This window comes from Amycolatopsis sp. NPDC048633 (assembly GCF_040650695.1).
Taxonomy (GTDB): domain Bacteria; phylum Actinomycetota; class Actinomycetes; order Mycobacteriales; family Pseudonocardiaceae; genus Amycolatopsis.
The window spans coordinates 26,146-42,537 of sequence record NZ_JBEZHS010000053.1 but is presented as its reverse complement, the minus strand read 5'-3'; the positions used below and the strand labels follow the sequence as shown (position 1 = coordinate 42,537).

General features: G+C 70.0%; 18 protein-coding genes and 1 tRNA gene. 5 read left to right on the top strand and 14 right to left on the bottom strand.

Translation table 11 applies throughout. The features are described 5' to 3' along the window. Window positions 1-96 precede the first annotated feature (96 nt). From AB0C38_RS46520 to AB0C38_RS46505, 4 genes are all read right to left on the bottom strand, one after another. Window positions 97-453, bottom strand: coding sequence for a DivIVA domain-containing protein (locus tag AB0C38_RS46520; protein ID WP_360687042.1), 357 nt, complete (start codon window positions 451-453; stop codon window positions 97-99). A gap of 169 nt (window positions 454-622) precedes the next feature. Then, complete coding sequence (locus tag AB0C38_RS46515; RefSeq protein WP_360687039.1) at window positions 623-937, bottom strand: DivIVA domain-containing protein; 315 nt, start codon at window positions 935-937, stop codon at window positions 623-625. 21 nt (window positions 938-958) lie between these two features. Then, on the bottom strand, window positions 959-1,552 hold the full coding sequence (pth, locus tag AB0C38_RS46510; RefSeq protein WP_360687036.1) for an aminoacyl-tRNA hydrolase: 594 nt from the start codon (window positions 1,550-1,552) through the stop codon (window positions 959-961). A 9-nt stretch (window positions 1,553-1,561) separates the two neighbouring features. Continuing rightward, window positions 1,562-2,170, bottom strand: coding sequence for a 50S ribosomal protein L25/general stress protein Ctc (locus AB0C38_RS46505; RefSeq protein ID WP_360687033.1), 609 nt, complete (start codon window positions 2,168-2,170; stop codon window positions 1,562-1,564). A 351-nt stretch (window positions 2,171-2,521) separates the two neighbouring features. Here AB0C38_RS46505 and AB0C38_RS46500 point away from each other — a divergent pair, with 351 nt between their 5' ends. Beyond that, window positions 2,522-3,637 carry a hypothetical protein gene (locus tag AB0C38_RS46500; RefSeq protein WP_360687030.1) on the top strand — a complete coding sequence of 372 codons (1,116 nt, stop codon included), beginning with the start codon at window positions 2,522-2,524 and terminating at the stop codon, window positions 3,635-3,637. A gap of 98 nt (window positions 3,638-3,735) precedes the next feature. After that, window positions 3,736-4,377: an NAD(P)H-binding protein gene (locus AB0C38_RS46495; RefSeq protein ID WP_360687027.1), complete on the top strand. Its 642-nt coding sequence runs from the start codon at window positions 3,736-3,738 to the stop codon at window positions 4,375-4,377. Here AB0C38_RS46495 and AB0C38_RS46490 read toward each other — a convergent pair. The 5 genes from AB0C38_RS46490 to AB0C38_RS46470 all read right to left on the bottom strand — a co-directional run bounded on the left by AB0C38_RS46490 (window position 4,371) and on the right by AB0C38_RS46470 (window position 9,662). Continuing rightward, a complete protein-coding gene (locus AB0C38_RS46490) occupies window positions 4,371-5,240 on the bottom strand; it encodes a TIGR03621 family F420-dependent LLM class oxidoreductase (RefSeq protein WP_360687023.1) in 870 nt (289 codons plus the stop codon). The two genes, AB0C38_RS46495 and AB0C38_RS46490, sit on opposite strands and share 7 nt — an antisense overlap. Window positions 5,241-5,303: 63 nt before the next feature. Beyond that, on the bottom strand, window positions 5,304-6,284 hold the full coding sequence (locus tag AB0C38_RS46485; protein WP_360687020.1) for a ribose-phosphate diphosphokinase: 981 nt from the start codon (window positions 6,282-6,284) through the stop codon (window positions 5,304-5,306). Continuing rightward, entirely contained in the window at window positions 6,281-7,753 is a 1,473-nt protein-coding gene (gene glmU, locus AB0C38_RS46480; protein WP_360687017.1) for a bifunctional UDP-N-acetylglucosamine diphosphorylase/glucosamine-1-phosphate N-acetyltransferase GlmU, read from the bottom strand. The genes AB0C38_RS46485 and glmU overlap by 4 nt, the downstream gene beginning before the upstream one ends. Window positions 7,754-7,801: 48 nt before the next feature. Continuing rightward, window positions 7,802-9,556, bottom strand: coding sequence for a GGDEF domain-containing protein (locus AB0C38_RS46475; protein WP_360687014.1), 1,755 nt, complete (start codon window positions 9,554-9,556; stop codon window positions 7,802-7,804). A 34-nt stretch (window positions 9,557-9,590) separates the two neighbouring features. Then, window positions 9,591-9,662 (bottom strand) — tRNA-Gln (locus AB0C38_RS46470). Between the two features lie 206 nt (window positions 9,663-9,868). On the opposite strand from AB0C38_RS46470, the gene AB0C38_RS46465 reads away from it, so the two are divergent. Together AB0C38_RS46465 and AB0C38_RS46460 are read left to right on the top strand one after the other, a co-directional pair. Further along, entirely contained in the window at window positions 9,869-10,834 is a 966-nt protein-coding gene (locus AB0C38_RS46465; protein WP_360687011.1) for an acyl-CoA desaturase, read from the top strand. Window positions 10,835-10,929: 95 nt separating this feature from the next. Beyond that, window positions 10,930-11,523 carry a TetR/AcrR family transcriptional regulator gene (locus AB0C38_RS46460; protein WP_360687053.1) on the top strand — a complete coding sequence of 198 codons (594 nt, stop codon included), beginning with the start codon at window positions 10,930-10,932 and terminating at the stop codon, window positions 11,521-11,523. Between the two features lie 7 nt (window positions 11,524-11,530). On the opposite strand, the gene AB0C38_RS46455 is transcribed toward AB0C38_RS46460, so the two are convergent. Both AB0C38_RS46455 and AB0C38_RS46450 read right to left on the bottom strand, forming a co-directional pair. Continuing rightward, window positions 11,531-11,923 carry an NUDIX domain-containing protein gene (locus AB0C38_RS46455; RefSeq protein ID WP_360687008.1) on the bottom strand — a complete coding sequence of 131 codons (393 nt, stop codon included), beginning with the start codon at window positions 11,921-11,923 and terminating at the stop codon, window positions 11,531-11,533. Continuing rightward, window positions 11,920-12,423 carry an isochorismatase family protein gene (locus AB0C38_RS46450; RefSeq protein ID WP_360687005.1) on the bottom strand — a complete coding sequence of 168 codons (504 nt, stop codon included), beginning with the start codon at window positions 12,421-12,423 and terminating at the stop codon, window positions 11,920-11,922. The genes AB0C38_RS46455 and AB0C38_RS46450 overlap by 4 nt, the downstream gene beginning before the upstream one ends. A gap of 30 nt (window positions 12,424-12,453) precedes the next feature. Between AB0C38_RS46450 and AB0C38_RS46445 the strand changes: the two genes are divergently transcribed. Next, window positions 12,454-13,179, top strand: a complete 726-nt coding sequence (locus tag AB0C38_RS46445; protein WP_360687002.1) for an SDR family oxidoreductase — start codon at window positions 12,454-12,456, stop codon at window positions 13,177-13,179. 280 nt (window positions 13,180-13,459) lie between these two features. Here the strand turns inward: AB0C38_RS46445 and AB0C38_RS46440 are convergent, their stop codons facing one another. From AB0C38_RS46440 to AB0C38_RS46430, 3 genes are read right to left on the bottom strand one after another with little or no spacing between them, the layout of a single operon-like run. Continuing rightward, window positions 13,460-14,641 carry a PQQ-dependent sugar dehydrogenase gene (locus tag AB0C38_RS46440; RefSeq protein ID WP_360686999.1) on the bottom strand — a complete coding sequence of 394 codons (1,182 nt, stop codon included), beginning with the start codon at window positions 14,639-14,641 and terminating at the stop codon, window positions 13,460-13,462. A gap of 16 nt (window positions 14,642-14,657) precedes the next feature. Then, a complete protein-coding gene (locus AB0C38_RS46435) occupies window positions 14,658-15,503 on the bottom strand; it encodes an alpha/beta fold hydrolase (RefSeq protein WP_360686996.1) in 846 nt (281 codons plus the stop codon). 45 nt (window positions 15,504-15,548) lie between these two features. Then, window positions 15,549-16,205 carry a response regulator transcription factor gene (locus AB0C38_RS46430; RefSeq protein ID WP_360686993.1) on the bottom strand — a complete coding sequence of 219 codons (657 nt, stop codon included), beginning with the start codon at window positions 16,203-16,205 and terminating at the stop codon, window positions 15,549-15,551. Window positions 16,206-16,392: the final 187 nt, after the last annotated feature.

The following is a 16,392-nucleotide window of genomic DNA, read 5'->3' as shown; positions in this document are numbered from 1 at the left end:
TGCCCGGGCGGCAGGAGCCTGACCGTTAACACAGTCGGTCAACCCAGCCTGAGCAGCACAAACCACGATGAAACAACCCCATTGGGGCGCTTGGGGCTAGCGCTGCTGGAGACGCTCCGCGCGGATCGTCGGCGGGGCGGCGCGCTCGGTCATGGCTTCCGAAGCCGTGCGGGCGCCCGGGAGGTCCGGGGCGTGGCCGGAGCGGGTGGCGAGCTGGTCTTCCACCGCGTCGAGGAAGTCGTCGACCTCGCGCTCGTCGTAGCCGCGCTTGCCGATCAGCGGCTTCGCGAAGATCACGTGGTGCACTTCGGCGGCGGTCAGGTCGTCCTCCTCGGCGAACGTCTTGGCGATGCGCCGGACGAACTCGTCGACCTCGTGCTTCGCGTAGCCACGGCGGCCGATCGGGGCGTTACCGAAGGTGACCTCGGTGAGGTCTTCGGCGGTGAACGACATGCAACTCTCCGATTCCGGGGTTGGGCGGTGCGAACTGCCGTACACCGTCCTAGCCCGTGAACGGGCCCCCCGGAAGGGGCGGACCTCGAAGCTCACCCCGACGGGCGGCCGCCGTCCGCCTGTGAGTGAGCCGGGACTACGCAGCGCTGTGTGGCCGGACTCACATCCGTCAGGACCGGCCGAACCACTTCCGCGGGCCCTGCGGGCGCCGTTCTTCCACCGCCGGCCGCGGGTTCCGCAGCTCGATGAGCGCCGCCTCCGCCTCGTCCAGGAACAGGTCCACCTGCGCCTGGTCGTAGCTGCGCATGCCGACGGCCATGATCGTGAACTCGACGTAGTGGATGTCGTCGGCGGTCAGGATGTTCCGGCCGGCCAGCGCCTCGGCGATCAGGTCGAGGAAGGCGTCGACCTCGTCCTCGTTGTAGCCGCGCCGGCCGAAGCGGGGTTTGCCGAACGCGATCGCCCGGACTTCGTCAGGGGTCATGGGCTCACCTTGCCACTGATGTCAGCCTGCATGGAAGGCGTTTTGCGCGGCCGCGAGACCCGTGCCGACCAGTGCTTCGGTCGCGTCCGCGCACCTGTCCACCTCGAACGGGAGCTCCTTGCGCTCCACCGTCGAGAAGTCCTTCAGCACGAAGTCCGCGGGGTCCTGGCGGCCCGGCGGCCGGCCGATGCCGAAGCGGACCCGGTAGTAGTCGCGGGTGCCCAGTGACTTCGTGATCGAGCGGAGCCCGTTGTGGCCGTTGTCGCCGCCGCCGAACTTGAGCTTCAGCGCGCCGAAGTCGACGTCCAGCTCGTCGTGCACCACGACCACGCCGGTCGGCGGCACCTTGTAGAACCGCGCCGCGCCGACCACCGCGCCGCCGGAGAGGTTCATGTACGAGCGGGGCTTGACGAGCACGACGCGGCGGCCACCCAGCCGCCCCTCGAGGACTTCGCCGCCGCTCTTGTGCGTCTTGAACTTGCCGCCGACGCGGGCGGCGAGCTCGTCCAGCACCATGAAACCGACATTGTGCCGGTTTCCGGCGTACTGGGGTCCGGGATTGCCGAGGCCGGCGAGCAGGATCAGCTCGCCGGCCCCAGGCAGGTCTTCGGTCATGCGGAAATGCTATTCGGCGGCTTCGGCCGACTCGCCGCCCGCTTCGGTAGCGGCGTCTTCGTCGTCGGCCTCTTCACGCTGCGGCTCGTTGACGGCGACGACCAGCGACTCGGGGTCGGTGACCAGGGTGGCGCCCTGCGGCAGCTCGACCTGGCCGGCCAGCACCTGGCTGCCGACCTCGAGGCCCTCGATCGAGACCTCGAACTGCTCCGGGATGTGCAGCGCCTCGACCTCGACCTGCAGGGTGTCGACGCCCTGGTTGACCAGGCCGCCGGGGCCGGGGTTGCCCGTGACGACGAGCGGGACGTCGACGACGATCTTCTCGCCGCGCTTCACGACCAGCAGGTCGACGTGCTCGATGTAGTTCTTGAGCGGGTGCACGACGATGGTCTTCGTCAGCGCGAGCTCGTCGGAGCCCGCGATGGCGAGGGTGATGACGGCGTTGGAGCCGTTCTCGCGGACGACGCGGGCGAACTCGATGGCCGGCAGCGCGAAGTGCCGCGGGTCCGAGCCGTGGCCGTACAGAACGGCGGGGATCTTGCCGGCGCGACGCGTGCGGCGCGCGGCGCCCTTGCCGAACTCGGTGCGCGGCTCGACGGACAGACGTACCTCGGACACGGTGTGGCACTCCTTCAAATCACGAACATGGTGCGGGAGACAGCATGCTGCGGCGGGGGATGCGGGCGTTGTTCTGTTCAGGCGGTTGCGTTCGGCGGCGAGTTTCCGGGCGTGCACGACAGCCGGGGGCTACTCCGAGCCGCCGCGTCGATCACGCCGGGCACCCAAAAGGGCCCCGCCTCGCCGAGACAACCTCAAGAGTGTAAACCAACCTCATCACGGTGGGTTGCGGCGGGGGCCCTGGCCAGGCTAGAACCCTCCTGAACCCCGGTGCGTGACGACACAAATCCGGTGGCGGGACTTCACCGGCCGAGGTGTGCTCGGACACACCGGCAGAGCAGGGGGCGGAAGATGCGGGCTCGACGGGCCATGGCGGCGGCGGTGCTGCTGCTGGGCGGACTGCTGGCCGGCTGCCAGGTGGCGGTCCCCGGCACCGCCGGGGTCTCCGCGGCCGGGCAGCGGACGGCGGACCTGCGCGCCGAGCAGCGCGCCGCGGTCGACGCGGCCCTCACCGCGCTGGGCAAGGCGCCCGCGCTCTCCCTGAAGTCGACGACCAAGGGCGCCGAGCAGCAGTTCCGGATCACCCGCGGCGGCAACGCCTTCGGCGGGCTGCCGCTCGAAGGCCGCGTCGTCCAGGTGACCTCCGCCGCGGGCCAGTTCTACCTGCAGGCCGACGCCGACTACTGGAAGGCGCACGCCATCGACGAGGGCACGCAGTTCGGCACGAGCTGGGTGCGTTCGCTCGGCTCCGAGCTGCCCTTCGACCCCGCCGCCAAGTTCGCTCCGCAGGCGCTGGCCGACGGGCTGCGCAAGGCGCTGGCCGGTCTCGACCGGCTCGGCGAGCCGGTCAAGGCGAAGCTCCCGGACGGCACCGAGGTCTACCAGCTCGGCGCCGCGCCGACCGTCCTGCGCGTCACCACGGCCAAGCCGAACCGGGTCGTCAGCTTCGCCCCGGCGCTGCTCGACCCGCAGGCGGGGCCGAAGTTCGGCGCCGAGCTCCGCGTCGACCCGGTCGCCGGCGACGCGCTGAAGACGTTCCACACCGACCTCGACAACGCCGTCGGCGGGCTGGGGCAGCCGTTCGAGGGCCTGGTGCAGGCCAGCGCCGTCGTCACGAACGACAACCTCGACTGCAAGGACTTCGTCGGCTCCTGCACGACGACGGTCGACGTCTCCACCAGCGTGGTCGGCACGCCGGCGGCGGGCGGGAAGAGCGTCGTGCACATCAACCTCTCGGTCGAGGTCAGTGCCGACTCGCTCGGCGCGCAGACCTGCACGGCGGCGGCCGACGCCGAGCCGTACGCGACCGTGAAGATGTCCTGCACGGTCAAGTTCAAGCTGCCGAACCGCACGGCCAGCTACCAGGTGCTGTCGAAGCCGAACGCGACGGCGGAGGTCCGCGCGGCCCTCGACGTCAACGCGGTGAAGCAGAAGGTCGCCGCGGAGTTCGCGGGCCTGGGCGGCTGAGCTGGACACCTACCCGGGGGTGCGTTCCTTCCGTTGAAGTAGGTGATCTTCCGTTCTTAGCATCGGCTGCAGCAGCCGAATCGAACGGGAGAAAAGACATGGCCAAGCTGGTGGTTTTCGGGGGGACCGGGTACGCCGGAGGCAGGATCGGCGCCGAGGCGCTGCGGCGCGGGCACGACGTCGTCGGCGTCGCGCGGAACACCGGCACGGTGCCCGAAGGCGTCGAAGCGGTGCAGGGTTCGCTGCACGACGAGGAGTTCGTCGCGCGGGTCGCCAAGGACGCGGACGTCATCGTGGTCGCCACCCCGGCCCGCGCGATCGACGGCGAGAAGCTCATCGACGCCGTGCCGTCGCTGGCGCGGATCGCGCGCGAGAACGGCGTCCGGCTGTCGTTCGTCGGTGGCGCGGCGAGCCTGCTCGTCGCCGAGGGCGGCCCGCGGCTGTTCGACACCCCGGAGTTCCCGGCCGAGTACAAGGAAGAGGCCGGCAACCACGCCGAGGTGCTCGGCCTGCTGCGCGAACAGCCCGAGGGCTTCGACTGGTTCTACGTCAGCCCGGCCGCCGAGTTCGGCGCCTGGATCCCCGGCGAGCGCCGGGGCGGGTTCCGGGTCGGCGGCGACATCCTGCTGACCGACGAGAACGGCAAGTCGCACATCGGCGGCGACGACTTCGCGACCGCGTACGTCGACGAGATCGAGCAGCCGAAGCACCGCCGCGCGCGGTTCACCGTCGCCTACTGAAGTTCTTTCAGGACGGGCGCGAAGGTCTCGAAAAACGGCTCGAAGACCGTGATGTACGAGAAGCCGTAGCGCTCGCGCCGGTTTTCGAGCTGTCCGGCGATCTCCTCGACCGTGCCCAGCAGGAGCTGGGGCGCGTCGAGGAGCTGGCGGGCGTCCTGGACGGCGCTGCGCTCGGTCTTCTCGTGCCACGCCTCGGCGGCTTTGTCCCGGTCGTCGGTGACCTCGACGTGCTGGACCAGCATGTTGTACTCGATGTCGCGGCCCTCGGCGCGGGACCGGAAGTACGCGACGCGCTCGTCCACCGCCTCGGCGTTGTCGAGCTTGAAGGTGCCCGGCGGCTTGCCGGGCTGCTGCCTCAGACCCGCGAAGCCGACAATGTCGGCGTGCTCGGCGGCCAGGTCCAGGACGCCGTCGCTGTTGCCCGCGAGGAGTAGCCGGGGGTGCTCGATGCCCTCGTCCTCGAAGTGTTTCCGCAGGTAGCCGAGGCTCTCTTCGAGGTAGCCGATCCGGGCGGCGGCGTTCTGCCACGGCAGCCCGGCGGCGTCGAACTCGGCTTTCATGTGCCCGGCGCCGAGGCCCAGATCCAGGCGGCCGTCGAGCAGCGCGGCCGTCGAGGAGGCTTCGCGGGCGAAGAGCGCGAGGTTGTAGAAGGGCACGTTCGACACGAGGGTCCCGAGCCGCGGCCGCTCGGTGACGGCGGCCGCCATGGCCAGCACCGGGAACGGCGCGAAGCGTCCGGTGCCGAGGTGGTCGGGCACGGTGATGGCGTCGTAGCCGAGCTCCTCGGCCCGGCGGCACTTGGCGATCCAGGCGTCCCGGCTGCCGATCTCGCGGAAGCTGACGCCGAACTTGAAGTTCCCCATGCGCCGACGCTAGCGCCGGGAACCCCCGCCGGGCGCGGAGTTCGCGCCCGGCGGACGGGTTCGTCAGGCTTGGCCGTCGAACAGCGACGTGACCGAGCCGTCTTCGAAGACCTGCTGGATGGCCTCCGCCAGCATCGGCGCGATCGACAGGACCGTCAGCCCCTCGAAGCGCTTCTCCTCCGGGATCGGCAGCGAGTTCGTCACGATGACCTCGCGCGCCTTGCACTGCGAGAGCCGCTCGGTCGCCGGGTCGGACAGGATGCCGTGGGTCGTCGCGATGACGACGTCCGCCGCGCCTTCGTCGATCAGGGCCTCGGTGGCCTTCACGATCGTGCCGCCGGTGTCGATCATGTCGTCGATCAGGACGCAGAGCTTGCCCTCGACCTTGCCGACCACGCGGTTCGCGACGGCCTGGTTCGGCTTGTCCGGGTCGCGCGTCTTGTGGATGAACGCGATCGGGCGGTCGCCCAGCGTCTGCGCCCACTTCTCGGCCAGCCGCACACGGCCCGAGTCCGGCGAGACGACCGTGATGTCGGCGTTGCCGTAGGTCTTCTTGATGTGGTCGGCCAGCACGCTCTGCGCCATCAGGTGGTCGACGGGGCCGTCGAAGAAGCCCTGGATCTGCGCGGTGTGCAGGTCGACCGTCATGATCCGGTCGGCGCCCGCGGTCTTGAACAGGTCCGCGATCAGCCGCGCCGAGATCGGCTCGCGGCCCTTGTGCTTCTTGTCCTGGCGCGCGTACGGGTAGAACGGCATCACGACGGTGATCCGCTTCGCGCTCGCCCGCTTGAGCGCGTCCACCATGATCAGCTGCTCCATCACGTACTCGTTGATGGGCGTGGTGTGCGCTTGGATGACGAAGGCGTCGGTGCCGCGGACGGACTCCTCGAAGCGGACGAACAGCTCGCCGTTGGCGAACGTGTGCGCCGTCTGCGGGGTGATCGTCACGTTGAGGTGCTCGGCGACCTCTTCGGCGAGCTCCCGGTGCGCCCGTCCGGAGAAGAGCATCAAGTTCTTCTTCGGCGTACCTGACTTCGGACTCATGCTGGCGACTCCCCGTCGGTTCCTGCTGCTGAATCGGCGTCGAGGGCGGCCTGGGCCGCCTCCGCCGCGGGCGTACCCGGCCGGCGCCGGATCGCCCAGCCTTCGATGTTGCGCTGCGGCGGCGCCGACACCGCGAGTGTGCCCGGCGGGACATCCTCGCGGATCACGGCACCTGCACCACTGTAAGCGCCGTCACCGATCCGCACCGGGGCGACGAAGGTGTTGTCGGCACCCAACCGGACATGCGACCCGATAACGGTCTTGTGCTTGTTCACGCCGTCGTAGTTCACGAACACGCTCGAGCAGCCGATGTTGCTGTTCTCACCGATCGTGGCGTCGCCGACGTAGGTCAGGTGCGGCACCTTCGTGCCGGCGCCGATGTCGGCGGCCTTCGTCTCGACGAACGCGCCGAGCTTGCCCTTCTCACCCAGCTTCGTGCCCGGCCGCAGGTACGTGAACGGGCCAACGTTGACGCGGTCGCCCAGCTCGGAGTCGGAGCCGTGGACCCGCACGACGGACGCGCCGGCGCCGATGGTCATGTTCGTCAGGGTGCTGTCGGGTCCGAGCGTCGTGCCCTCGCCGACCGTCGTGGTGCCCTTGAGCTGCACGCCGGGCTCGATGACGACGTCACGCGACAGCGTCACGCCGGCGTCGATCCAGGTCGAGGCGGGGTCGACGACCGTGACGCCTTCGCGCTGCCAGCGCTGCACGATCCGGCGGTTGAGCTCGGCGCCGAGCACCGACAGCTGGACGCGATCGTTGACGCCCTCGGTCAGCCACGGGTCGTCGACGACGAGCGCGCCGACGTCGAGGCCGTCGCCGTTCGCGATGCCCAGGACGTCGGTGAGGTAGAGCTCGCCCTGCGCGTTGTCCGTCGACAGCCGCGAAAGGCCGTCGCGCAGCACAGCGGCGTCGAAGGCGTAGACGCCCGAGTTGATCTCGGTGATCTCCGCCTGCTCCGGGGTGGCGTCCTTGTGCTCGACGATCCCGGTGACCTTGCCGGCCGCGTCGCGCGTGATCCGGCCGTAGCCGGTCGGGTTCGCGACCACCGCGGTCAGCACGGTGACGGCGTTCTTCGCCTCGGTGTGCTCGTCGAGCAGGGCGCCCAGCGTCGCGGTGTCGAGCAGCGGGACGTCGCCGTAGCTGACGATCACGGTGCCGGTGAGGTCGGCGGGCAGCGTCGCGAGTGCGCAGGACACGGCGTGGCCGGTGCCCTTCTGCTCGGCCTGCACCGCGGTGCCGACGGCGCGGCCGAGGGCGTCGGCGACCTGCGCGAGGCGTTCGCCGACCGCCTCGCGGCCGTGGCCGACGACCACAACGAGGTGCTCGGGGCTCAGGCCGGCGGCGGCCCGGACGGCGTGCTCGACGAGGGGCCGCCCGGCGATCGGGTGCAACACCTTCGGCGTCGAGGAACGCATGCGGGTGCCTTCACCCGCGGCCAGGATCAACGTGCTCAGCGGGCCGGTCAACGACGCTCCCAACGGTAACCAAAAGATGGCTTCTGTCGGGCACTGATCCTAACTGGGCTCCTCAGGCTCCCACGTCGGGTCGGTGGGTAGGCCTTCACCCGCCCATGCCGCGGCCGGGTCGGCGGCCATCGAGTTGGCCGACGCCACCTGGTTGCCACCGCCGCGTTTCGCCTGGTACATGGCCGCGTCCGCGCGCGCGAGGACCTGCTCGGCGCGCTCCTGCGGCCGCAGCGAAACGAGCCCGATGGACAGCGTGACGCCGTGGGAAAGGTGGTTCGGCAGGCCCGCGACGGACTTCACGGCGCGGCCGAGCGCCATCTTCGCCGCGGACGCCGGCGTCCCCGGGAGCAGGACGATGAACTCGTCACCGCCGTAGCGCGCCACGAGGTCGTCTCCCCTCAGGGCGTCACGAAGCGTGCTCGCCACGACGCGCAGCACGTTGTCGCCTTCGGCGTGGGACGCCTTGTCGTTGACGCCCTTGAAGCCGTCGAGGTCGACCAGCGCGACGGCCAGGGGCTGCGCGTCGGCCGACGACGCGAGCTGGCGCAGCTTCTCGTCGAGCGCGCGCCGGTTCGGCAGGCCGGTGAGCGGGTCCTGCAGGGCCTGCTGGGTGATCGCGCCGTGCTCGGCGGAGAGCCGTTCGTGCTCGCGGCGGGCGTTCAGCGTGGCGATCTGCGACTCGCGCAGGCTCCACATCTCGGACTCGAGCCGGGTCGCGTAGTCGATCAGCGACTGGCTGGCGCCGGACGCGTAGTCCGGGCTGGTGTCGAGCCGGGCCAGCTCGCGGGCGATGTTCAGCCGCATCGACGGCTGCGAGGTGTCGTCGGTCAGCGACTCACGGGCGTGCCGCAGCACGCCGAGGGCCTCTTCGCGGCGGCCGGCCTGGTCGAGGCAGCGGGCCAGCGCGATGGCGACGATCTCGCGTTCGCCGGGGTAGCCGGTGCCTTCGTGCAGGGCCCGCAGCCGGTCGATCTGGTCGGCGCTCGGGCTGTGCAGCGCCTGCGCCGAGGCGAGGACGCCGACCTGGTCGACGGCCGGGACGTTCGCCTTCCGCGGGAACAGCGACTCGGTGAACGGGCCTTCGGCGGCCACGGCCATGGACGCGGCGGTGCGGAACTTCTCGGCGCTCTCGTCGTACTCGTCGATGCGCTCGAGCCGCAGGCCCCAGCCGAGCAGCATCTTGACCCGGTTCATCAGCTGCAGCGTGATCTCGTGCGGGCTCGCGCTCTCGCGGATCGCGCTGGCGGCGCGGCCGATCACCTCTTCGGCGGCTTCGTACACGCCGAGCTGGTTCAGCACGATCCAGCAGTCGTTCAGCGCCGACCACAGCATCCGGTTCCAGGCGCGGATGCCGACCTGCCGGTTCGGGATCGCGGAGTCGTCGAGGATGGCCAGCGCGCGGGCGATCTCGGTGAGCGCGGGGTCCTCCTGCGCGGCGATCACCAGCCGGCGGCCGCGCAGCGCGTGCGCGTCGGCCCGCAGCAGGGCGAGGCCGTGCCGGCGGGTGTGCGCGAGCATCTCGTCGAGCCGCGGTTCGGCCTCCGCGGCCAGGCCCCTGGTGATCAGGCGGGCGATCGCGGACGCGCGCAGCAGCTGCGCGATCATCGTCGGCTCGCCGCGCCGCTGGGTCTCGTCGAGGAGCTCGTCCATCAGCTCGACGATCTGGAGCTGCTGGTTGTACTCCTGCCGCTGGACCGCGGCGATGAGCTCCCGCGCGCGCCCGACGAGCCACGCATCGGACATTTCGGCCAGCGCGGGACGTCTGGCCGCCACCGGGTCGGTCGCCTCGTCGGTCAGCGCCAACCTCCCGGGTCGTGGGTTCGGGTCCTCTGAGCTGCTCCGCCGCCAGGATTCGAACCTGAACTGTCAGAACCAAAATCTGAAGTGCTGCCGATTACACTACGGCGGATCGATCCTGGTCAGGATAGCGACGATTGGGTGTCGTCCGCGCGGGGGTTGCGTTATCGCCCAGTCCGCCGGGTACCCCGGTTCCGAAGGGTCGGTGTGAGGTTCCGGCACTCCCCAGCCGCCGAAACCTCCTGTACCGTAACTTACGGCATCGTAGGTTAGGTAACCCTTCGTAAAAGGGCACCCGTGCAGGAAGAAGTGAAGCGTATGACGGCCACGCTCGACCGTTCTCAGCCCACCGGGGAGCCTTCGGCCCCCAAGGGGCCCAAACCTGTCATCGAAGGCACGCGAGGCATCGGCGTGCAGCTGTCGGTCTACTTCGGTGTGATCGCGCCGCTGGTGGCACTGCTGGTCGCGGTGCCGTTCGCCTGGGGCTGGGGACTGAGCTGGGTCGACGTCGGCATCTTCGTGGTGTTCTACGCGATCAGCGGGCTCGGCATCACCGTGTCGTACCACCGCTACTTCACGCACGGCTCGTTCAAGGCCAAGCCGTGGCTGCGCGTGGTCATGGCCATCGCCGGCAGCATCGCCCTGCAGGGCCCGGTCATCACCTGGGTCGCCGACCACCGTCGCCACCACGCGTTCTCCGACCGCGACGGCGACCCCCACTCCCCGTGGGCGTTCGGCACCTCGCCGTGGGCCATCGCCAAGGGCTTCTGGCACGCGCACATGGGCTGGCTGTTCGAGCGCGACCAGACCAACGCCGAGCGCTTCGCCCCCGACCTCGTCAAGGACCCAGCGATCAAGAAGGTCGACGACCTGTTCTGGCTGTGGGCCCTGGTCAGCCTGGCGCTGCCGGCGCTCATCGGCGGGCTCGTGTCCTGGTCGCTGTGGGGCGCCGTGACGGCGTTCTTCTGGGCCGGGCTGGTGCGCATCTGCGTGCTGCACCACGTGACCTGGTCGGTCAACTCGATCTGCCACATGATCGGCGAGCGCCCGTTCGCCGCGCGCGACAAGTCGGCGAACTTCTGGCCGCTGGCGATCTTCTCGTTCGGCGAGTCGTGGCACAACCTGCACCACGCCGACCCGACGTCCGCGCGCCACGGCGTCAAGCGCGGCCAGATCGACATCTCCGCGCGCCTGATCTGGATCTTCGAAAAGTTCGGCTGGGTGCACGACGTGCGCTGGCCGACCCCGCAGCGATTGGCCCGAATCGCCACGGAAAAGGGCTAGTCAACTAGGCTTCACGAATGGCGGGGAGACGACGTTCGAAGCGTGAGCAACAGGTCACCGGGGCACGTCCGGCCGCCCCGGTGACCCGCGTCCGGATGACCGGCAGCGAGCGGCGTCAGCAATTGCTGAACGTGGCGCGGGCGCTGTTCGCCGAAAAGGGGTTCGACGGTACGTCGATCGAGGAGATCGCGCACCGCGCCAACGTGTCGAAACCCGTGGTGTACGAACACTTCGGCGGCAAAGAGGGCATCTACGCGGTGGTCGTGGACCGCGAAACGCAGCTGCTGCTGGAACGCATGGTGTCCACCCTCCACGGCGGCCACCCCCGCGTGATGCTGGAACAGGCGGCGACGGCGTTGCTGTCGTACGTCGAGGATTCCCGCGACGGTTTCCGGATCCTGGTCCGCGATTCGCCGGTGGCGAGTTCGACGGGCACGTTTTCGACGGTGCTGAACGACATCGCGAGCCAGGTGGAGCACATCCTGGCCCAGCAGTTCGCGGCCCGCGGCTACGACGAGAAACTGGCGGCGCTGTACGCGCAGGCGTTGGTGGGCATGGTCGCGCTGACCGGCCAGTGGTGGCTGGACGCGCGCAAGCCGAAGCGCGACGAGGTGGCGGCGCATCTCGTGAACCTGGCCTGGAACGGGCTGTCGCACTTGGAGCACAAGCCGAAGCTTCGGCTGGGATGAGCGCCCCTCAGCGCAGCTGCCCGGTCTCGTGCAGGTGGTCGAAGATGATCTTGTCCACCGCCGAAACCTTCTCCCTGTCCGCATAGCCCAGCCACGCGATCTCTTCGATCTCGCTGCTCGCTTCCAGCGTTCCGGTGTACTCGGCCGTGAAGCACGTCATCCGCACCACGACGCCCGTTGCCTTGCCGTCCGCCTGGGCCTCGAAGACGCCCGCCGGCTCGATGGTCGGCTCGGTGATCGCCACCGTCAGCTCTTCGCGGATCTCGCGGACCAGCGTCTCGGCGTCCGTCTCGCCCGGGTCGCGCTTGCCGCCCGGCAGGTAGTACACGACCTTGCCGCGCGAGCGCGTGCTCAGGATCCGGCCGTCCACCAGGTACAGCCAGGCGATCTTGTCGATCATGCCAGCCCCTCGAGAGTCTCGTCCGTCGTGACGACCGTGCCGAGCCGCGGGAAGATCTTCGTGATCGCGTTCTCGTGCGAGATCTCGGAAAGCGCGGTCATCGCGTCCGACACCGCGACCGTGTCGTAGCCGTGGTCGGCGGCGGCGCGCAGGGTCGACTCGACGCCGAACTCCGTCGCGATGCCGCCGAAGTACACGGTTCGCACGCCCTTGCCGCGCAGGAACTCGTCGAGGTCGGTGTTCGCGAAGCCGCCGATCACGTACTTGGTGACGATCTTGTCGTCCTGCGCGTCGAAGACCAGCTCGTTGCCCGGCGGGTTGTCCGGCCGCGACACCTTGACGATCACCACGGGCGCGCCGGCCTCGCGGAACGCCGTCCGCAGCCGCAGCGCGTTCGCGACGACTTCCTCCCCGCTGTACGGCGTGGTCGGCAGCGCCACGATCCGCTCCTGCAGGTCGACGAGCACGAGCGCGGACGTGGCCGGGTCGATCTTGGTCATGCCCCGATCCTAGGCACTAGGCTCGGGCGCATGGGGAACAGCAGGGAAATCTTGGTGACGGGCGGCGGTACCGGCATCGGGTACGCCGTCGCGGCGGCCTTCGCCGAAGCGGGTGACCGGGTCACGATCACCGGGCGTCGCGAGCAGGTGCTCACCGAGGCCGCGACGCTCCTGGGCGCGCGGCCGGTCGTGTTCGACGCCGCCGATCCCGTGGCCGTCGAAGCCGCATTGGAAGAGTTGCCGGACCGCGTCGACGTGCTCGTCAACAACGCCGGGGGCAACACGGACTTCGTCGACGGCGACGGCGAGGGGCTGGCCGGCTTCGCGGCGGCGTTCGAGCGCAACCTCCGGTCCAATGTGGTCAGTGCGGCGCTGGTGACGCACGCGCTGCGTGAGCGCCTGGCCGACGACGCGCGGATCGTCACGATCGGCTCGATCGCCGCCCGCACCGGCGCCGGCTCGTACGGGGCCGCGAAGGCCGCGGTCGAGGCGTGGAACATCAGCGTGGCGCAGGAGCTCGGGTCGCGCGGGATCACGGCGAACGTCGTCGCACCCGGACTGATCGGCGAGACGGAGTTCTTCCACGGCAAGCTCTCGGACCGCCGCCGTGAATGGCTGATCGGCAACACGATGAACAAGCGACCGGGCACGCCGGAAGATGTCGCCGCCGTCGTGACGTTCTTGGCGAGCCCCGCCGCCGGGCACGTCACCGGACAGGTGGTGCACGTCAACGGCGGGGCTCACCTGGGCAAATAGGGCTCGTCGGGGTTCGTGGGTTGGAGGCCGGTCCCCGATCGCCAGGTCGGCGATGGCGCTCGGGGACCGGCGCGGTGCTGCCGCGGGAACGCTATCTTCGGACCGCGTCCAACACTCGTCGGGGGCGGGCGAAAACTCTTGGTACAGAACATGTTCCGCGATCCGCCACCCCGGCGGAAGTGCCCACGGCACCGGACGGCCGTGGTTTTCTCATGGGTGCGCGGGTATTCCGGCGAAAATCACTTCGAGCGTGCTGTGCCGCGGAAACGCGACGGCGCGATCAGGCCGGCGTGACCTTCAGCAGCTTGTCGCCGGTTCCGTCCGAAGTCGTCACGTACAGTGCGCCGTCCGGGCCGCTCCGCACGGCCCGCAAGCGGCCGAACTTGTCGTCGAACTCCGGGGGGAGCGTGACGTCCAGGACCTTGCCCGCCGGGTCCAAGTGGTACAGCAGCAGCTTCTGGCCCTTCAGCGCCACCACGACCAGCGCGCCGTCGTTCGGGCCCCACTGCGCGCCCGTCAGGAACGCGTCGCCGCTGATCGCTTCGGTGATCTTGCCTGAGGTCCACAGTGGACTCACCGCGTCCGGGAACCGCTTGAGGTCGGTCATCGGCACGCTCTCGTCGTAGCTCGAGTCCGTGCCGCCCTTCGACGGGTCCCAGCCGTAGTTCGCGCCCGGCTTCAGCAGGTTGACCTCGTCGTCGAAGGTCGGCCCGTGCTCGGCCGTGATCACCTGGCCGCTGCCCGGCCGGATCGCCACGCCCTGGACGTTGCGGTGGCCGAAGGTGTAGATCAGTCGCTCGCGCGGGTCCGCCGACGTGATGAACGGGTTGTCCGGCAACGGGTTCCCGGTCTTCGCGTCCAGCCGCAGCACCTTGCCGCCGAGGGAGTGGCGGTCCTGCGCGATCGTCGACCGCGCCGTGTCGCCGGTGCCGACGAGCAGCGCGCCGTCCGGCGCGAACGTCGGGCGGCAGCCGGAGTGCCGGCCGCTCGGGTTCACCGGCAGCCCGGTCAGCAGGTTCTTGACGCGGGTCGCGCTCCCGCCGTCCTCGGCCAGCTTCCAGGTGACCAGCCGGATGTCGACGGCCTTGCCGCCGTCCTGGTGGTCCTGGCACGTGATGAACTCGCGGCTGGTCGCGAAGTCGGGGCTGATGACCATGCCGAGCAGCCCGCCCTCGCCCTGCACGAGGACGTCGGAGAAGTCGGCCTGGACGTCGGCGGCCTGCCCGCCGCGGACCAGCGCGAGCTTGCCGGGCCGCTGCGGCACGAGGATGCCGCCGTCGGGGAGGAAGCCGATGTCCCAGCCGTGCTCCAGCCCGGCGGCCACCGTCTCGACCTTGAACTTCCCGGTCGACGCCGCCGGCGTGGACGCGGGCGGGACGCTCTGGACGGGCGCGCTCGACGCTCCCGAGCAGCCCGCGACCAGCAGGGACACCGCACCGATGAGACCCAGCACACGCCGCATAAGGCTCATCCTGCCATCAAGCGGTGAAATCGCCGTTCGCCGCTGCCTCCTTCAGGAACTCCAGGTCGTTCGAGCCCGGGATGTAGTGCCCGGTTCCGGGTACCAGGTCGACGGTCGCGCCGGCCGCCTCGAGTCGCCGCTGGGTCGTCGCGGAGTCGACCATGGCGTCCTCCGACCCGGCGACGGCGTACACCGGCATGGTCAGCTTCCCCAGCGCCGCGTCGCCGAAGACCGGGAACGGGCCGGTGCGGTACCGGTAGTTCGCCGACACGAGCAGCTGGTGTTCGACGATCGGCGACGTCTCCGGCTCGCCCACCGTTCCGGCCACGGACTTCCGCCGTCCCCGCTCTCCGAGCAACGACAGGAACACCGCCTTGACGATGAAGCCCTTCTTCATCGGGCCGAGGCCGATCGGGCACCGCAGCGCCAGCGCGGCGACGCGCTCGGGCCGCCGGATCGCGTGGTCGAGCGCGAGCCAGCCGCCGAACGACGAGGTCAGGAAGGCCGCCCGCGAGACGTCGAAGTGGTCCAGCACCGCGTCCAGCCACTGCGCGTACCGGTCGCTGTCGAGCGGCGGCCGCGTCTCGGCGCTCATCCCGGGCTCGCCGATGATGTCGACCGCGTACACCCGGAACCGCTCCACCAGCGACGGGATCCGGGGCGCCCACTCCGCCGAGTTGCTGCCGGAGCCGTGCAGCAGCACCAGCGGCGGCGCGCTTTCCGGGCCGGAGACCAGGACGAACGTCTCGCCTTCGGGTGTCGGCACGCGCACTTCGTCGTGCGGGACGGGCCAGCTCGTCAACGCCTCGAGGTAGCGCTCACGCAGGAGGCGGGCGCCCGCTTCGGACTTGTATATCGTCATGCAAAGTACTCTATCCTTCCCTATCAAGTGGATAAAAGGGAGTGATCAGGAACCTGGACGCACCAGCCCGGACTCGTAGGCGAAGACCACGGCATGCACCCGGTCGCGCAGCCGCAGCTTGCCGAGGATCCGCCCGACGTGGGTCTTCACCGTCGTCTCGCCGATGTAGAGCTTCGCCGCGATCTCGCCGTTGGAGAGCCCGCGCGCGATGAGCCCCAGCACGTCCTTCTCACGCTCGGTGAGCACGTCGAGCTTCGCGACGTCGACCGGGTCGTGGTCGTCGGCGAGGTAGCGGTCGAGCAGCCGCCGCGTGACCGACGGCGAGACCATCGAGTCGCCGCGCAGCACGCCCCGGATCGCCACGAGCATCTCGTCCGAGGGCGCGTCCTTCACCAGGAACCCGCTGGCACCCGCGCGCAAGGCGGCGTAGGCGTACTCGTCGAGGTCGAAGGTCGTGATGATCAGGACGCGCACATCGGGCAGCTCGGCACAGATCCGCCCGGTCGCCGCGACGCCGTCGAGCACCGGCATCCGGACATCCATCAGCACCAGGTCCGGCCGCAGTTCCCGGGCTTTGGCGACGGCCTCCTCGCCGTTGGAGGCCTCGGCGACGACGAGGAGGTCGTCCTGGCTTTCGACGATCATCCGCAGCCCGACGCGCACCAGCTCCTGGTCGTCGCAGAGCAGCACTCGGGTGGTCATGGCTGTACCGCCTGGCTCTTGTGGGGGTCGAGCCGGGCTTGCTCGCCGGGCAGTGGTGGGGAAACTTCGCAGGCCGACGCTCCGGGGGAAAGCAAGCGGGGCGTGGGACCGGATTTCGTTCGGGGTCTGGTGTGGGCTGGTGGTCGGATGGTCATGGCTGCGCCCGACAGGCTCGTAGGTGTGGGGC

Excerpts from the sequence above, each read along its gene's own strand:
- AB0C38_RS46520 (WP_360687042.1), bottom strand. The coding sequence starts at position 453 with ATGTCGTTCACCGCCGAAGACCTCACCGAGGTCACCTTCGGTAACGCC.
- AB0C38_RS46490 (WP_360687023.1), bottom strand. The coding sequence starts at position 5,240 with ATGGGGAACTTCAAGTTCGGCGTCAGCTTCCGCGAGATCGGCAGCCGG.
- AB0C38_RS46500 (WP_360687030.1), top strand. The coding sequence starts at position 2,522 with ATGCGGGCTCGACGGGCCATGGCGGCGGCGGTGCTGCTGCTGGGCGGA.
- AB0C38_RS46450 (WP_360687005.1), bottom strand. The coding sequence starts at position 12,423 with ATGACCAAGATCGACCCGGCCACGTCCGCGCTCGTGCTCGTCGACCTG.
- AB0C38_RS46460 (WP_360687053.1), top strand. The coding sequence starts at position 10,930 with ATGACCGGCAGCGAGCGGCGTCAGCAATTGCTGAACGTGGCGCGGGCG.
- AB0C38_RS46440 (WP_360686999.1), bottom strand. The coding sequence starts at position 14,641 with ATGCGGCGTGTGCTGGGTCTCATCGGTGCGGTGTCCCTGCTGGTCGCG.
- AB0C38_RS46435 (WP_360686996.1), bottom strand. The coding sequence starts at position 15,503 with ATGACGATATACAAGTCCGAAGCGGGCGCCCGCCTCCTGCGTGAGCGC.
- AB0C38_RS46430 (WP_360686993.1), bottom strand. The coding sequence starts at position 16,205 with ATGACCACCCGAGTGCTGCTCTGCGACGACCAGGAGCTGGTGCGCGTC.
- AB0C38_RS46445 (WP_360687002.1), top strand. The coding sequence starts at position 12,454 with ATGGGGAACAGCAGGGAAATCTTGGTGACGGGCGGCGGTACCGGCATC.
- pth (WP_360687036.1), bottom strand. The coding sequence starts at position 1,552 with ATGACCGAAGACCTGCCTGGGGCCGGCGAGCTGATCCTGCTCGCCGGC.
- AB0C38_RS46515 (WP_360687039.1), bottom strand. The coding sequence starts at position 937 with ATGACCCCTGACGAAGTCCGGGCGATCGCGTTCGGCAAACCCCGCTTC.
- AB0C38_RS46485 (WP_360687020.1), bottom strand. The coding sequence starts at position 6,284 with ATGAGTCCGAAGTCAGGTACGCCGAAGAAGAACTTGATGCTCTTCTCC.
- AB0C38_RS46465 (WP_360687011.1), top strand. The coding sequence starts at position 9,869 with ATGACGGCCACGCTCGACCGTTCTCAGCCCACCGGGGAGCCTTCGGCC.
- AB0C38_RS46455 (WP_360687008.1), bottom strand. The coding sequence starts at position 11,923 with ATGATCGACAAGATCGCCTGGCTGTACCTGGTGGACGGCCGGATCCTG.
- AB0C38_RS46495 (WP_360687027.1), top strand. The coding sequence starts at position 3,736 with ATGGCCAAGCTGGTGGTTTTCGGGGGGACCGGGTACGCCGGAGGCAGG.